General features: G+C 35.5%; 18 protein-coding genes. 13 read left to right on the top strand and 5 right to left on the bottom strand.

Going from position 1 to position 14415, the window contains the following annotated elements:
- Nucleotides 1-44: 44 nt before the first annotated feature.
- Nucleotides 45-281 (bottom strand): glutaredoxin family protein, encoded by a 237-nt coding sequence (locus ACW0JX_RS19365; RefSeq protein WP_000717873.1) that lies wholly within the window; start codon nucleotides 279-281, stop codon nucleotides 45-47.
- A gap of 232 nt (nucleotides 282-513) precedes the next feature.
- Between ACW0JX_RS19365 and ACW0JX_RS19360 the strand changes: the two genes are divergently transcribed.
- From ACW0JX_RS19360 to ACW0JX_RS19315, 10 genes are all read left to right on the top strand, one after another.
- Nucleotides 514-750, top strand: a complete 237-nt coding sequence (locus tag ACW0JX_RS19360) for a YkuJ family protein (protein ID WP_000055151.1) — start codon at nucleotides 514-516, stop codon at nucleotides 748-750.
- 241 nt (nucleotides 751-991) lie between these two features.
- Nucleotides 992-1141, top strand: coding sequence for a hypothetical protein (locus tag ACW0JX_RS19355; protein WP_000440540.1), 150 nt, complete (start codon nucleotides 992-994; stop codon nucleotides 1139-1141).
- A 74-nt stretch (nucleotides 1142-1215) separates the two neighbouring features.
- On the top strand, nucleotides 1216-1734 hold the full coding sequence (locus ACW0JX_RS19350; RefSeq protein WP_459245010.1) for a ribonuclease H-like YkuK family protein: 519 nt from the start codon (nucleotides 1216-1218) through the stop codon (nucleotides 1732-1734).
- A 123-nt stretch (nucleotides 1735-1857) separates the two neighbouring features.
- Nucleotides 1858-2049 (top strand): antirepressor AbbA, encoded by a 192-nt coding sequence (abbA, locus tag ACW0JX_RS19345; protein WP_001188692.1) that lies wholly within the window; start codon nucleotides 1858-1860, stop codon nucleotides 2047-2049.
- Between the two features lie 168 nt (nucleotides 2050-2217).
- Nucleotides 2218-2661: a cyclic-di-AMP-binding protein CbpB gene (cbpB, locus tag ACW0JX_RS19340; protein WP_459245009.1), complete on the top strand. Its 444-nt coding sequence runs from the start codon at nucleotides 2218-2220 to the stop codon at nucleotides 2659-2661.
- A gap of 153 nt (nucleotides 2662-2814) precedes the next feature.
- Nucleotides 2815-3699 (top strand): LysR family transcriptional regulator, encoded by an 885-nt coding sequence (locus ACW0JX_RS19335; protein ID WP_002094125.1) that lies wholly within the window; start codon nucleotides 2815-2817, stop codon nucleotides 3697-3699.
- A gap of 71 nt (nucleotides 3700-3770) precedes the next feature.
- Nucleotides 3771-4493, top strand: coding sequence for a 2,3,4,5-tetrahydropyridine-2,6-dicarboxylate N-acetyltransferase (gene dapD / locus ACW0JX_RS19330; RefSeq protein ID WP_459245008.1), 723 nt, complete (start codon nucleotides 3771-3773; stop codon nucleotides 4491-4493).
- Between the two features lie 63 nt (nucleotides 4494-4556).
- Entirely contained in the window at nucleotides 4557-5687 is a 1131-nt protein-coding gene (locus ACW0JX_RS19325) for an N-acetyldiaminopimelate deacetylase (RefSeq protein WP_000218677.1), read from the top strand.
- A gap of 247 nt (nucleotides 5688-5934) precedes the next feature.
- Nucleotides 5935-6801 carry a cytochrome C oxidase assembly protein gene (locus ACW0JX_RS19320; protein ID WP_459245007.1) on the top strand — a complete coding sequence of 289 codons (867 nt, stop codon included), beginning with the start codon at nucleotides 5935-5937 and terminating at the stop codon, nucleotides 6799-6801.
- 82 nt (nucleotides 6802-6883) lie between these two features.
- Entirely contained in the window at nucleotides 6884-7549 is a 666-nt protein-coding gene (locus tag ACW0JX_RS19315) for a potassium channel family protein (protein WP_000504032.1), read from the top strand.
- Between the two features lie 43 nt (nucleotides 7550-7592).
- Here ACW0JX_RS19315 and rnjA read toward each other — a convergent pair whose 3' ends face one another.
- Both rnjA and ACW0JX_RS19305 read right to left on the bottom strand, forming a co-directional pair.
- Nucleotides 7593-9260, bottom strand: coding sequence for a ribonuclease J1 (gene rnjA, locus ACW0JX_RS19310; protein WP_000670375.1), 1668 nt, complete (start codon nucleotides 9258-9260; stop codon nucleotides 7593-7595).
- A gap of 4 nt (nucleotides 9261-9264) precedes the next feature.
- Nucleotides 9265-9477, bottom strand: coding sequence for a DNA-dependent RNA polymerase subunit epsilon (locus ACW0JX_RS19305; protein ID WP_000576435.1), 213 nt, complete (start codon nucleotides 9475-9477; stop codon nucleotides 9265-9267).
- A 547-nt stretch (nucleotides 9478-10024) separates the two neighbouring features.
- Between ACW0JX_RS19305 and ACW0JX_RS19300 the strand changes: the two genes are divergently transcribed.
- Nucleotides 10025-10798 carry a Cof-type HAD-IIB family hydrolase gene (locus tag ACW0JX_RS19300; protein ID WP_090977163.1) on the top strand — a complete coding sequence of 258 codons (774 nt, stop codon included), beginning with the start codon at nucleotides 10025-10027 and terminating at the stop codon, nucleotides 10796-10798.
- Between the two features lie 60 nt (nucleotides 10799-10858).
- Here ACW0JX_RS19300 and def read toward each other — a convergent pair whose 3' ends face one another.
- Together def and ACW0JX_RS19290 are read right to left on the bottom strand one after the other, a co-directional pair.
- Entirely contained in the window at nucleotides 10859-11413 is a 555-nt protein-coding gene (gene def / locus ACW0JX_RS19295; protein WP_000957048.1) for a peptide deformylase, read from the bottom strand.
- A gap of 168 nt (nucleotides 11414-11581) precedes the next feature.
- Nucleotides 11582-11728 (bottom strand): YjcZ family sporulation protein, encoded by a 147-nt coding sequence (locus ACW0JX_RS19290; protein WP_000274562.1) that lies wholly within the window; start codon nucleotides 11726-11728, stop codon nucleotides 11582-11584.
- Between the two features lie 514 nt (nucleotides 11729-12242).
- On the opposite strand from ACW0JX_RS19290, the gene pdhA reads away from it, so the two are divergent.
- Entirely contained in the window at nucleotides 12243-13358 is a 1116-nt protein-coding gene (gene pdhA / locus ACW0JX_RS19285; RefSeq protein ID WP_000536895.1) for a pyruvate dehydrogenase E1 component subunit alpha, read from the top strand.
- A 3-nt stretch (nucleotides 13359-13361) separates the two neighbouring features.
- Complete coding sequence (pdhB, locus tag ACW0JX_RS19280) at nucleotides 13362-14339, top strand: pyruvate dehydrogenase complex E1 component subunit beta (RefSeq protein WP_000068163.1); 978 nt, start codon at nucleotides 13362-13364, stop codon at nucleotides 14337-14339.
- Nucleotides 14340-14415 lie beyond the last annotated feature (76 nt).

The raw sequence follows: 14415 nt of genomic DNA, 5'->3' as shown, positions 1-14415 counted from the left end.
CTACAAACAGCGGGATAAGAATAGGAATAGGTATTTACCTATTCCTATTCTATATTGAGTAGTTGTTGTAACTTTTCAATTTGAAAACCTGCAACTACTTCGCCATCAATTACGACTGTTGGAGTTGAATAGGAATCATAGTCGTTTAAAAGACGGTTGCGAGCAGCAGCGTCTTTTTTTACGTCAAATTCTTCATATGCAACGTTATTATGCTTCAAAAATTCTTTCACAATAACACATGGCGGACAATCAGGTTGTGTATAAACCTCAATTTTTTTCATTGTAATTCCTCCCTTTTTCTGTTTTTTATTATATTCTTCCAGTATAAAAACCGCAATAAAGAAGGGGAAATATGTTCTTTCTGTTTTTTCCTTCGCATTTCGACAAATTTTAGTTGAGTTTCTGGCTAATAACCTTTATCCTAGAGTGTGGAACATTTTTTCTGTTATGACGGATAGAATGAGTATAGCTGTAAAACCTATTGGTAGGAAGATCAGAGAAAGGAGAGATTTCATGTCTCTACTCCAAGGAATTTTAACTCGACTTGTTAGTCTACAAGAACAAGCTGAAAGCGGTGAAGTAGCACAACGCTATTTTGAAGTGAACGGTGAGCGCAAATGTAGCGTGAAATTTTTCGATAAAAGTGAAATGTATGAGTTAGAAGTGTATCAACAAGGTGAAAAACCTCAAGTGTACCAATTCGATAATATCGACATGGTTGCAATTGAGATTTACGATATCATTTCTTGATACATATAAAAAAGGTACTGCCATATGGCAGTACCTTTTTTAGTTCTATTACTTTCCAGCGCAATGTATAGAAGTTTTTTATTTTTCCTACAATGGTATTAAAATGAAAATTTAATCCGTGCAAGTTTGCTTATCCATGTGGATAAGTAGTCCCGTCAACCCGGTGAATATGTGAAGCTAAACTTCTCACAATTGCTGGGTTCTGCAAATAGCGGGAGAAATATAACTAGGAGGTTATCGTATGGAACGTTTACCAGTTGTGATTTGTCCTAATTGTCAAAGTTCTGCTGAGATTATTCATGTATTAACGGCTCAATCTAATCAAAATGTAATTTATACGTGTCAAGTTTGTCACTTTGTAATTCGAAATATTGAAACGAATAAAGGATAGGAAGTTATAATTTTAGTTTTTGTCCCATACAATGAGAATACGAAAAGTCTGTCTAATTGAAAGGACGTGACTCTGTGGACGGTGCACATAAATTTTACAATGTTTCAGAGAGACATTTAAATTTTGATATGGTCTTTAACCGTATTTGTAGTTTCATTGAAAAGGATCCGCGAAATTTGTATCGATTATCCATTGGGACAGACTCGCAAGCGCATCAAAAGGATACGAGGTTTATTACAGCAATCCATATTCATCGTGTTGGAAAAGGTGCCTGGGGTTGTTTACACCATAGATCAGTAAAAGATAAGCCAGCGACCTTACGTGAGAAAATATATTTAGAAACGCAGTTTAGTCAAGAAATCGCATGTCTATTTACGCCTACTCATATACAAACAATATGGGAGTTATTGCATCCTTATGCTCAAGTTGGGGCTGGATTCATAATGGAAATTCATTTAGACATTGGGAATGATGGTTTAACAAGAGAATTTATTTTAGATATGACAGAAAAAATTCGAGCGATGGGATTAACTGCAAAAATTAAGCCGGATGCTTATGCGGCGTTTAGTTATGCAAATCGATATACGAAATGATTTTTTGTATGTTTATAATTGCTACATATCTTTTGGTAAAAACTGAATATTACATCTATTAAATAGGTTAAATTTTTTATATAATAAGAGTGAGTAACGATGCGAGTGTAAGGAGAGGGGTATATGCAAAGGGAAGTTGTTTTAACGAAGGAAGAAGAAAGTTTACTACTAGATATTTTATTTCAGCAAAATTATGCAAGTGAAATTTTAGCTGTGGAACTTACGGACATTGAGAATGGTTTGAAACAGACAGATGTGATGCAATATAAAAAAATCACAAGGTTATTTTACAGATTAAAAAATAAAGGGTATTAAGCGCTACCGGAATGGTAGTCTTTTTTTTGTGCTGTATGCTAAAATAGCTGTGTGATTGTATTTTTATTGAAATAAATTTAGGACAAAATAATAATATGAAAACGCTGTCATAAAATGTGAATAGAGTTATGAACATAAGCAGGAAAAAGGGAAAATGGGGGATGTAATATGATTAGTATTCCGAAAGACGAATTTCAACAAATTCTTGTGAAGGATTTAATGATTTCATCGGAAAAAGTAGCTCATGTCCAAATTGGAAATGGTTTAGAACATGCTTTACTCGTTCTTGTGAAATCTGGATATTCGGCGATACCTGTCTTAGATCCAATGTATAAATTACATGGTTTGATTAGTACGGCCATGATATTAGATGGTATGTTAGGATTAGAGCGTATTGAGTTTGAAAGACTTGATGATATGAAAGTAGAGCAGGTGATGAAGCAAGATATACCTTTTCTTAAATTAGAAGATTCATTTGCAAAAGCTTTAGAAATGACAATTGATCATCCTTTTATTTGCGCTGTTAATGAAGAAGGCTATTTTGAGGGGATTTTAACACGTCGGGCTATTTTAAAATTGTTGAATAAGAAAGTAAGGCAACATAATCGATAACGTGAGAAAAGTGACTTCATAGAAACGAGGAAGTCACTTTTTTTTCGTGCATATCACTTGTGTATGTATTATATTAAAAAAGACATAAAACATAAGGGAAGTTTGCGCTGAAAAATTGTATTTTCTGAATGAAAGCTTAATGGAATAAGGTGTATGGAAGCTAAGGAAAGAGGGAGAAAGTTGCAAATTGATGATTTTCAAATGATGGTTGTGTTAGCTCAGGAATCAAATATGAGAAAAGCGGCGGAACGTTTATTTGTTTCACAACCTGCGCTGAGTCAACGATTACAATCTATGGAGAAACAATGGGGAATGAAGTTTTTTATTCGCTCACAAAAAGGATTGACAATTACACCTGAAGGGGAAAAAGTTGCAAATTATGCCAAAGAAATGTTGCAAAAGGAAGAGGATATAAAAAGTGAGCTAGCTGTTTTTAGAACGGAAACTCATGGAACTTTAAAAATAGCTGTTGCATCAGTTATTGGTCAATATTGGCTCCCTCCTGTTTTGAAAAAGTTTGTGCATAAATATCCTTCTGTAAAGATATCGCTGTTTACTGGATGGAGTAGTGAAGTGCAAAAGCAGTTTTATGAAGGAGACGTTCATGTTGCTATACTGAGGGGAACACAAGAATATAAAGGTCAAAAGCAACAATTATTTGAAGATGAACTGTATTTAGTTGATAAAGAAATAAAAGATATTTCGATGCTAAAAGAAACAAATAGACCGTTCATTCAATTTAAAAGTGACTCAACTTATTATGGACAAATACAAAATTGGTGGTATGGTTTATTTTCTAATCCGCCTAAGCGAACGATTGTAGTTGACCAAATTGAAACATGCAAACAACTTGTTTTAAATGGTATAGGTTACGCCCTTTTACCTTCTACTGTTTTAAAGGAAGTACAGGAAAATATGTATAAAACACCTGTTCAACTGACGAGAGAAACATGGTTGTTAACAAGTGACTCGGCAAGGCAGTTGAAGCAAGTACAAGCATTTTTAGAAATTATAGAAGAAATTCAAAGGGAAAAATAAGATTATTATCTTGCTACTCGCTCTTTCGTTTGGTAGAGTAACATTATAAATGGATTTAGGAGGCAACAAGAATGAAAATGATGGACGCTAACGAAATTATTTCGTTTATTCAAAAAAGTGAGAAGAAAACTCCTGTAAAGGTATACATAAAAGGGGATTTAAAAGAAGTAACATTCCCTGAAACAGTACAAGCATTTGTGAATAAAAAATCAGGTGTATTATTCGGAGAATGGTCTGAAATTAAGACAATTCTTGATGAGAATAATAAGCACATCGTTGACTACGTTGTAGAAAACGATCGTCGTAATTCTGCAATTCCAATGCTTGATTTAAAAGGTATTAAAGCTCGCATCGAGCCAGGTGCTATTATTCGTGACCATGTTGAAATTGGTGACAACGCTGTAATTATGATGAATGCAACAATTAACATTGGTGCTGTAATTGGTGAAGGTTCTATGATCGACATGAACGCAGTACTTGGTGGACGTGCAACAGTCGGTAAAAACTGTCACGTAGGTGCAGGTGCTGTACTTGCAGGTGTTATTGAGCCACCTTCTGCAAAACCAGTTATCGTTGAAGATGATGTAGTAATCGGTGCAAACGTAGTTGTTTTAGAGGGTGTTACAGTTGGTAAAGGTGCAGTTGTAGCAGCAGGAGCTGTTGTAACAGAAGATGTGCCTCCATACACAGTTGTTGCAGGTACTCCAGCACGTGTAATTAAAGAAATTGATGAGAAGACAAAAGTAAAAACAGAAATTAAACAAGAGCTTCGTCAATTAAACCCAGAGAAATAAAAAGTAAAAAAAGCGTAAGAGCGTAAATGGGCTCTTACGCTTTTTATAGATAGAGGTGCAAAAATGACAGTAAGCAAATTTGTCCAAATTCGTAGAGATCTACATAGGATTCCAGAAATTGGATTTAAGGAATGGAAAACACAACAGTATATTTTAGATTATATAGGAACACTTTCTCTTGAATTTGTGGAAGTGAAGACATGGAAAACGGGTGTAATCGTTAAAGTAAATGGAAAAAATCCAGAAAAAATAATAGGTTATCGTGCAGATATAGATGGTCTGCCAATTACAGAGGAAACTGGATATGAGTTTGCTTCTATTCATGAAGGAATGATGCATGCATGTGGCCACGATGTACATACAACAATCGGTTTAGGCCTTCTAACGAAAGCTGTGAGCGAAAGAATAGATGATGACCTTGTATTTCTATTCCAGCCAGCAGAAGAAGGACCAGGCGGTGCTCTTCCTATGTTAGAAAGTGAAGAGTTAAAAGAATGGAAACCAAATATAATTCTTGGTCTTCATATTGCACCAGAATACGCTGTAGGGACAATTGCAACGAAAGAAGGACTGTTATTTGCTAATACTTCAGAATTATATATTGATTTAAAAGGGAAAGGTGGCCATGCTGCCTATCCGCATACTGCAAATGATATGATTGTTGCAGCGAGTCATCTTGTTACACAGCTTCAATCCGTTATTAGTCGCAATGTAAATCCTCTTGATAGTGCAGTAATTACAATCGGGAAAATTACAGGTGGTACGGTTCAAAATATTATTGCAGAAAAATCTCGTTTAGAAGGAACGATTCGAACATTATCAGTGGAATCAATGAAGCGTGTGAAAAGCAGAATTGAGGCAATTGTTGCAGGTATCGAAGCTTCTTTCCAGTGTGAGGCGATTATAGATTACGGAGCAATGTATCATCAAGTATATAACCATGAAGAGTTAACAAGAGAGTTTATGCAATTTGTACATAAACAAACAGATATGAATGTTATTACATGTACTGAGGCAATGACAGGTGAAGATTTTGGTTATATGCTTCGAGAAATCCCTGGATTTATGTTTTGGCTTGGAGTAAATTCAGAATATGGTTTACATCATGCAAAATTAAAACCAGACGAAGAAGTGATTGAAAAGGCAATTACATTTTTAAGCCAATATGTAAAGTGGAAAGGGAATAGAAAATAAAACTTCCGCTTTATTGAAGGTTCCAAAAAACTTTTTGTTATGAGGTGTAAGTAACGCTCGTATAGAGTGATTTTAGACATTTACATACAAATGAAAGAATAAAGTTAATTGGACTGTTTTAATAATGAGCAGGGGGTTTTTAGCCACTGCTCATTATTAATTATTTGACTAACTTATATATGTTTACTTTTAGTATGAAAAGTGTGTAAAATCAATGTGAAACATAGAAAAAAGGGTGGGGAATTACGTGCAAATTAGCAGTGCGATTTTATGTTTCGTCTTATATGCGTATGTTATTATTGCGGCGGTTTATTTTGGGATAAGTTTTTATGCCTATCGTTTAGTAGATAATAATGAATATGACGAAACATACAAATGGGTGAAGAGATATTTATCACCTGTACTAGAAATTATGAATGGGTTTTTGCTCTTTTTATTTATTGGATTAATTGCTTTCTCAACGAGTTTAGTAGGGAATAAAACTACGTTATTTGTATTGGGTATCATTATTTTTATGTTGTTAGGAATAAGGATTGGTAATACGGTCTTTTGGAATGAAAGAAAAGTAGATGGTTGGACGGGAATGTTAATTCCATGCATGTTAGCTGCAATCGTGACAAATATAGAACATGAATATTATCAATTACATTTTTGGCTTATTATCGTTTTAACAATTCTTTCTGTTTTGTATATAAGCACAGTAGTACTAACATATATTGCACATGAAAAAGGTGATGTTAAAGGCACTCGTTTCTTTAGAGGACGGGCATTATTTTGGAGTGTGCCGACGATGGCAGTTATCGCGCTTATTGCGATATTAGTAAATGGATATCAATTTTCTAGTTGGCAACTATTTTTAGAAAATTGGTGGATCTTTATCTTTTCGTTTATTGCTTTTTTAGGTGCAACGCATTATTTATTCCATCAACATCATTACATATGGGCGTTGTTATTTGCATTCATACAGCTTCTATTTGCCTTTTTTGGTCAAGAAACATTATTATTCGTTTTTGAAACATTTAGTTCGTTTGGAAATATATTTGTATTTGCTATGTTACTTGTTGGTATCGCTTTTTACTTGCAACAATATTTTTATATACAAAAACAAAAATAAGAGCTAATTACAGTTTTTGTGACGCATATAAAGTGTGTTACACTGAAAATAAATAGTACTTGAAGTTATTGGAGGAATTCCTGTGGGTGAGAAAGAAAAAGAATTTGCTGTCATTGGACTTGGTCGCTTTGGTGGAAGTATTTGCCGAGAACTAGCTCAATTAGGTATGGAAGTAATGGCAATCGACTCAGATGAGGATAAAATTAATGAATTTGCAAATATAGCTTCGCATGCTGTAATTGCAGATTCAACAGATGAGATGGTATTAAAAAGCCTTGGTATTCGAAATTTTGATCACGTAGTCGTTGCTATTGGAGATAATTTAAATTCAAGTATTCTAACTACTTTGATTTTGAAAGAATTGGGTGTAAAAAATATTACTGTAAAAGCTCAAAATGATTATCATGAAAAAGTGTTAAGTAAAATAGGTGCAGATCATATTGTGCATCCAGAACGTGATATGGGAAAAAGGATTGCTAATAATATTGCATCAAGCAATGTGTTAGACTACCTTGAGCTTTCAGATGAGCATAGTATTGTAGAGATTATTGCGAATAAAAAAATTGATGGGCACTCTTTAATTGAATTAGATATTCGTGCGAAGTTTGGATTGAATATTGTAGCAATTAAACGAGGTAAAGAAGTTATCGTATCCCCTCGGGCTACGGAGAATATTCAAGCAGGAGATATATTAATTGTCATTGGTCATGACGATGAAGTGGATCGATTTAAACACTTTTTAAGATAAGAGAAAAGAAAAGGACAATGCCTTCATAGCATTGTCCTTTTTCTTATATTTCCATAATGATTGGTAAAATCATTGGACGGCGTTTCGTTTTCTCATATAGGAATGGAGCTAATGTGTCTGTAATTTCATTTTTAATTTCAGACCATTGTGTTGTTTTACGCTCCATTACTTTTTCTAAATGAGTTGTAATTAATGTTTGTGCATCATTGATTAAATCGCTGCTTTCACGCATGTAAACGAAACCGCGTGAGATGATATCAGGTCCTGCTGCAACTTTAAATTCTTTCATATCAATGCTTACAACTACAATTACAAGTCCTTCTTCAGAAAGGATACGACGATCTCGTAATACGATATTGCCGATATCTCCAATACCGTTTCCATCAATGTAGACCGAACCAGATGGGATTTTTCCAGCTACGCTAGCTTCATCCGAACGTAAAGCAAGAACATCGCCATTATCCATAATGAAGCAATTTTCTTCAGGGATACCACAATCATTTGCTATGTTCATGTGCATACGCTGCATACGATATTCACCATGAATTGGCATGAAGTACTTCGGTTTAATTAGACGTAACATTAACTTTTGTTCTTCTTGTCCACCGTGTCCACTTGTATGGATATTTGAAAGTTTCCCGTGAATTACATCAGCGCCAGCGCGGTACAACATGTTAATTGTACGACTTACGCTAATTGTATTTCCTGGAATTGGTGAAGAAGAGAAAACAACTGTATCTCCAGGAATAATTTGAATTTGGCGGTGTGTACCGTTTGCAATACGTGAAAGTGCTGCCATCGGTTCACCTTGACTACCTGTACATAAAATAACAACTTTATTAGCTGGTAAACGGTTTAGTTGAGATGCATCTATGAATGTATCTTTCGGGCAACGAATATAACCAAGGTTTTGTCCGATTTCAATCGCTGCTTCCATACTTCGACCAAACACAGCTACTTTACGGTTGTTTTCAACAGCAGCTTCAATAACTTGTTGTAAGCGGTGAATATTTGATGCAAAGGTTGCGAATATAATCCGTCCGTCTACTTTACGGAAAATGTCTTGAATGCTATCACCAACGCGACGCTCAGACATAGTAAAGTTTGGAACTTCACTGTTCGTACTATCAGATAATAGACATAGCACGCCATCTTTACCGATTTCAGCCATTTTTGTTAAATCAGCTGGTTCACCAACTGGCGTGAAATCAAATTTGAAATCACCTGTATGAACAACTTGACCTTGAGGTGTTTTCACAACAACGCCGTACGAATCTGGAATACTGTGAGTTGTACGGAAGAAGGATACAGACGTTTTTTTGAATTTAATAACGTCATCTTCTTGAATTTCGTAAAGTTTTGCTTTACGAAGTAAGCCGTGTTCTTCTAATTTGTTTTTGATGAGTGCAATTGCTAATTTTCCGCCGTAAATCGGGATGTTCACTTGACGTAATAGGTAAGGGATTCCGCCGATATGATCTTCGTGACCATGTGTAATGAATAACCCTTTAATTTTATCTTCGTTTCGCACAAAATAAGTGTAGTCTGGTATTACATAATCGATTCCGAGAAGTTCGTCCTCTGGAAATTTAATTCCAGCATCAATTATAATAATTTCATCTTGAAATTGAACAGCGTATGTATTTTTACCGATTTCACCAAGCCCACCGAGAGCAAACACAGCAACTTGGTCGTTTTTTAGAAATTTCATATCGCTATACGATTTCCGCTAATGTTAAATCAGCGTTTTCTTTTTCATATTCAAGATGAGCGCCAGTAACAGACTGAACAAACTCGATATTATATGCGAACTTATTTAATTTTGTACGAACATCCTTTTCAGACGTAGCCTCTAAATATAAAACTTTTGTATTTTCACGTACTGGAACCTCAGTTAATTTTTCTTGATAAAATACTTTAAAAATCATTTGGAAAACCTCTCCTTGTCTATGTTTTGCATTATCTGTTACTTATTATAAAGCAAACAGTCACGATTTTCATGTTTTTTCGAATGAGAATGAAGAAAAAGCCCGAAATGGGCACAATTTAAGCGATTGTCTTTTTACGGACTAGACCGTTTAAATAACGCTTGAGCTTTTTCTTCAGCTTCTTCAGCATGATTACTCCTTCCTTTCCTTATTTTAAACATGCATATTACTAGTGAAAATTCTATCTCTGATATAAGAGATAGGACAAAAGTGAATGGTGAGTCTTGTCCTTTCCCATACAGTGAAAGTTATTCTATAGTAACGATTAGTAGCCGTTAGTTATAGGTATAGTATGAGGAAGAATGGAAAAGAAAATTCATCCGAACAAGTATCCACATGTTTTACTAATATATATATGCAAAGTTTACAAATAAGGTCAGAAAGGGAACGCTTTCTTCACAGATGTTTAATATGTTATACTTTTTTTTAGAATTTGAAAAGTGATATTCAAAATAGGAATATAGAGTGCCAGAAAGGATTTTGACAAATGAATGATAAAATTGTCTTTTTTGATATTGATGGAACATTATTAGATCATGATAAAAAAATTCCACAATCTACACGAGATGCAGTAAAACAGTTACAAGAAAAAGGTGTACATGTAGCAATTGCGACAGGGCGCGCGCCATTTATGTTCGAAGATATTCGTAAGGAACTTGATATACATAATTATGTTAGTTTTAATGGACAATACGTTGTCTTTGAAGATGAGGTAATATTTAATAATCCGTTACATCCAGATGCTTTACATAAGTTTACTCAGTTTGCAAAACAAGAAGGATATCCACTTGTATATCTTGACCATCAAGATATGAGAGCATCAGTGGAATATCATGATTATGTGAAAGAAGGCTTTGGAAGCTTAAACTTTGAGCATCCACCATATGAGCCTAATTTTTATGAGGAACGTAATATTTATCAAACACTACTTTTTTGTGAAGTAAATGAAGAGGAAAAGTTTATTAATCATTATCCAGATTTTCATTTTATTCGTTGGCATGCATATTCAATGGATATCATTCCGAATGGTGGTTCTAAGGCAAAAGGAATTGAGAAATACATTGAAAAGTTAGGTTTTAATCGTGATCAAGTGTATGCATTTGGAGATGGTTTAAATGATTTAGAAATGATCGAAGCCGTTGGCACAGGTATTGTGATGGGAAATGGCCATGAAGACTTGAAAAAACTTGCAAATCATGTGACAAAGGATGTTAGTGAAGACGGTATATATCATGGACTAAAGTGGGCTGGATTGCTATAAGTGAATATGGAACCCATTTCATAATAAAGAGGCGGAAGATTAACTTCCGCCTCTTTATTATTATCGCTCTAGAGGTTTGGAATCATCAGGAGCGGCAAAAGGATTTTCTTTATTGATATGGTCATAGAACATAACGCCATTTAAATGGTCAATCTCGTGTTGGAATACGATTGCTGGTAAACCTTTTAAACGCAATTTTACTTCTTCGCCGTTAATAGAAGTTGCTTTTACTGTAATTCTTGTATAACGAGGAACATAACCAGGTACTTCGCGGTCTACAGATAGACAGCCTTCACCACCCTGTAAATATGTACGTTCAACAGAATGGCTAATGATTTTTGGATTGAATAATGCATGGCTATATAATGTACCATCCGCATCGGTTACATGAACTGCAATCATTTTTTTTGAAACACCGATTTGCGGAGCCGCTAATCCGATTCCAGGGCGTAAACTATATTTTTCAGCCATTTCAGGATCTTGGCTATTTATTACGAATTCAATCATTTCTTTTAAGGTAGTTGTATCTTCTTCGCTTGCCGGTAATGACACCTCTTCTGCAACGTTGCGCAAAATAGGATCTCCTTCGCGAATAACATCTTTCATTGTAAGCATATGTAATCTCTCCTTTCCTCTTTAGTCTACCAAAGGAGATGGAAAAAGTCATCGGCAAGAAAGGGTAGGCATTTTGGAAATCGTTCTATTATAGAGTAGTTATGTATGTGATAAACAGAAAAAGACGGCAAAGCCGTCTTTTTCTTTCCATAGTTGTTTCGTTTTACATTAGCGAATGCAAGCAGCACCAACGATAATTAAAAGAATAAACAACACAACGATTAAGGCGAAGCCGCGTCCAGACCCGCCACAAGAACCGCCATAACCGTAGGAAGGATATGAACAAGTTGGATAGCAATATGAGTATCCGTACATGAGATGACCTCCTTTATCATTTCCCGCTAATACTGCGGTTACTATAATGTATGGAAGAGAGGGTGGAAATGTATAGGTATTTACCTAAAAAAGGAAGAGTAGTTTGTATATTTTTGTTACGAAGAGAGAAAAACTAAAGAGAATTAAATCGTTTACATATTATTCTAAGAGAAAAAATAAGTGAAAAAGGGAATAATATAACAGTAGGTCAATGCTTACTAATACAGATGTAAAAAATAAAAACACGTTTGTGTAGTAGAAACCTGCATATTATTTATAAAAAAACGTATTCAAAGTAATTGACATCGTAATTAGAATAGTTGTAAACTAAAAAACGTGATCAAGATTGTATTAATATGTTTCTGAAAAAACATTAGTACAGATTGTTAGGTACACAAAATTATTCTCAACCGACAGACAAACATGTTGGTTTACATCGTTGCGCTTTTTAAACTGGAAAATAGCCAGTGAAAGCGTTTCAGAATATGGTTCAAGAGAGGAAGAGGTGAACGGAATGGGTACTAAAACAAAAAAGACCCTATTTAATGTTGATGAGCAAATGAAAGCTATCGCAGCTCAATTTGAAACATTACAAATTTTAAATGAAAACGGTGAAGTTGTGAATGAAGCAGCTATGCCTGAATTATCTGATGATCAATTAAAAGAATTAATGCGTCGTATGGTGTATACACGCGTATTAGATCAACGTTCTATTTCTTTAAACCGTCAAGGACGTTTAGGTTTCTACGCACCTACAGCTGGACAAGAAGCTTCTCAATTAGCGAGTCATTTCGCACTTGAAGCAGAAGACTTCATCTTACCAGGATACCGTGATGTACCACAATTAGTATGGCACGGATTACCATTATACCAAGCATTCTTATTCTCTCGTGGACACTTCATGGGTAACCAAATGCCTGAGAATGTAAATGCATTAGCTCCACAAATCATTATCGGTGCGCAAATCATCCAAACTGCTGGTGTTGCGTTAGGTATGAAACTACGTGGTAAAAAATCTGTTGCAATTACTTACACTGGTGACGGTGGTGCTTCACAAGGTGACTTCTACGAAGGTATGAACTTTGCAGGTGCATTCAAAGCTCCAGCAATCTTCGTTGTTCAAAACAACCGTTATGCAATTTCTACTCCAGTAGAAAAGCAATCTGCAGCTAAAACTGTAGCACAAAAAGCAGTAGCAGCAGGTATTTACGGAATTCAAGTAGACGGTATGGATCCATTAGCTGTATACGCAGCAACTGCTTTCGCTCGTGAGCGCGCAGTAAATGGCGAAGGCCCTACTTTAATCGAGACTTTAACATTCCGTTACGGTCCACATACAATGGCTGGTGATGACCCAACTCGTTACCGTACAAAAGATATCGAAAACGAATGGGAACAAAAAGACCCAATCGTACGCTTCCGTAAGTTCTTAGAAGCTAAAGGCCTATGGTCTCAAGAAGTTGAAGAGACAGTAATCGAAGAAGCAAAAGAAGATATCAAACAAGCAATTGCTAAGGCTGACCAAGCTCCAAAACAAAAAGTAACTGATTTAATGGAAATCATGTACGAAAAAATGCCTTACAACTTAGCTGAACAATATGAAATTTACAAAGAAAAGGAGTCGAAGTAAGCCATGGCTCAAATGACAATGATTCAAGCAATCACTGATGCTTTACGCGTTGAAATGAAAAATGATCCTAACGTACTTGTATTTGGTGAAGACGTTGGTGTAAACGGTGGTGTATTCCGTGCTACTGAAGGTTTACAAGCTGAATTTGGTGAAGATCGTGTAATGGATACTCCACTTGCAGAGTCTGGTATTGGTGGACTTGCAGTTGGTCTTGCACTTGAAGGATTCCGTCCAGTTCCAGAAATCCAATTCTTCGGTTTCGTTTTTGAAGTAATGGATTCAATTTCTGGTCAATTGGCTCGTATGCGTTACCGTTCTGGTGGACGTTGGACTGCTCCAGTAACAGTTCGTTCTCCATTCGGTGGTGGTGTTCATACTCCTGAACTACATGCTGATAGCTTAGAAGGATTAGTGGCTCAACAACCTGGTCTAAAAGTTGTTATTCCATCTACTCCATACGATGCTAAAGGTCTTTTAATCTCTGCGATTCGTGACAACGATCCAGTTATCTACTTAGAGCATATGAAATTGTACCGTTCATTCCGTCAAGATGTACCAGAAGGCGAATACACAATTGATTTAGGTAAAGCTGATATCAAACGTGAAGGTACAGATGTATCTGTTATCGCTTACGGTGCTATGGTTCACGCTGCATTAAAAGCTGCTGAAGAACTTGAAAAAGAAGGTATCTCTTTAGAGGTTGTTGACTTACGTACAGTTCAACCATTAGATATCGAAACAATCATCGCTTCTGTTGAAAAAACAGGTCGCGTAGTTGTAGTTCAAGAAGCTCAAAAACAAGCTGGTATTGCAGCTAACGTTGTAGCGGAAATTAACGACCGTGCAATCTTAAACTTAGAAGCTCCAGTTGTACGTGTTGCAGCTGCTGATACAGTATTCCCATTCTCTCAAGCAGAGAGCGTATGGTTACCAAACCACAAGGATATTGTTGAAGCTGTAAACAAAGTAATGAACTTCTAATTTTTAGTTTTTCATGTGCAAAAGAAATCAGCACATGCTGGTTTCTTTTGTACATATTCCATAATAATGAAATGAA

This window comes from Bacillus sp. C-3-6 (assembly GCF_054509685.1).
The sequence above is the reverse complement of the archived record's forward strand: the minus strand, read 5'-3'. Positions and strand labels throughout refer to the sequence as shown.

What these genes read in the sequence shown, in the direction of transcription:
- pdhA (WP_000536895.1), top strand. Translation starts at nt 12,243, where the DNA reads ATGGGTACTAAAACAAAAAAGACCCTATTTAATGTTGATGAGCAAATG.
- ACW0JX_RS19355 (WP_000440540.1), top strand. Translation starts at nt 992, where the DNA reads ATGGAACGTTTACCAGTTGTGATTTGTCCTAATTGTCAAAGTTCTGCT.
- ACW0JX_RS19300 (WP_090977163.1), top strand. Translation starts at nt 10,025, where the DNA reads ATGAATGATAAAATTGTCTTTTTTGATATTGATGGAACATTATTAGAT.
- cbpB (WP_459245009.1), top strand. Translation starts at nt 2,218, where the DNA reads ATGATTAGTATTCCGAAAGACGAATTTCAACAAATTCTTGTGAAGGAT.
- pdhB (WP_000068163.1), top strand. Translation starts at nt 13,362, where the DNA reads ATGGCTCAAATGACAATGATTCAAGCAATCACTGATGCTTTACGCGTT.
- def (WP_000957048.1), bottom strand. Translation starts at nt 11,413, where the DNA reads ATGCTTACAATGAAAGATGTTATTCGCGAAGGAGATCCTATTTTGCGC.
- ACW0JX_RS19305 (WP_000576435.1), bottom strand. Translation starts at nt 9,477, where the DNA reads ATGATTTTTAAAGTATTTTATCAAGAAAAATTAACTGAGGTTCCAGTA.
- rnjA (WP_000670375.1), bottom strand. Translation starts at nt 9,260, where the DNA reads ATGAAATTTCTAAAAAACGACCAAGTTGCTGTGTTTGCTCTCGGTGGG.
- ACW0JX_RS19360 (WP_000055151.1), top strand. Translation starts at nt 514, where the DNA reads ATGTCTCTACTCCAAGGAATTTTAACTCGACTTGTTAGTCTACAAGAA.
- dapD (WP_459245008.1), top strand. Translation starts at nt 3,771, where the DNA reads ATGAAAATGATGGACGCTAACGAAATTATTTCGTTTATTCAAAAAAGT.
- ACW0JX_RS19365 (WP_000717873.1), bottom strand. Translation starts at nt 281, where the DNA reads ATGAAAAAAATTGAGGTTTATACACAACCTGATTGTCCGCCATGTGTT.
- ACW0JX_RS19290 (WP_000274562.1), bottom strand. Translation starts at nt 11,728, where the DNA reads ATGTACGGATACTCATATTGCTATCCAACTTGTTCATATCCTTCCTAC.
- ACW0JX_RS19335 (WP_002094125.1), top strand. Translation starts at nt 2,815, where the DNA reads ATGGAAGCTAAGGAAAGAGGGAGAAAGTTGCAAATTGATGATTTTCAA.
- ACW0JX_RS19325 (WP_000218677.1), top strand. Translation starts at nt 4,557, where the DNA reads ATGACAGTAAGCAAATTTGTCCAAATTCGTAGAGATCTACATAGGATT.
- abbA (WP_001188692.1), top strand. Translation starts at nt 1,858, where the DNA reads ATGCAAAGGGAAGTTGTTTTAACGAAGGAAGAAGAAAGTTTACTACTA.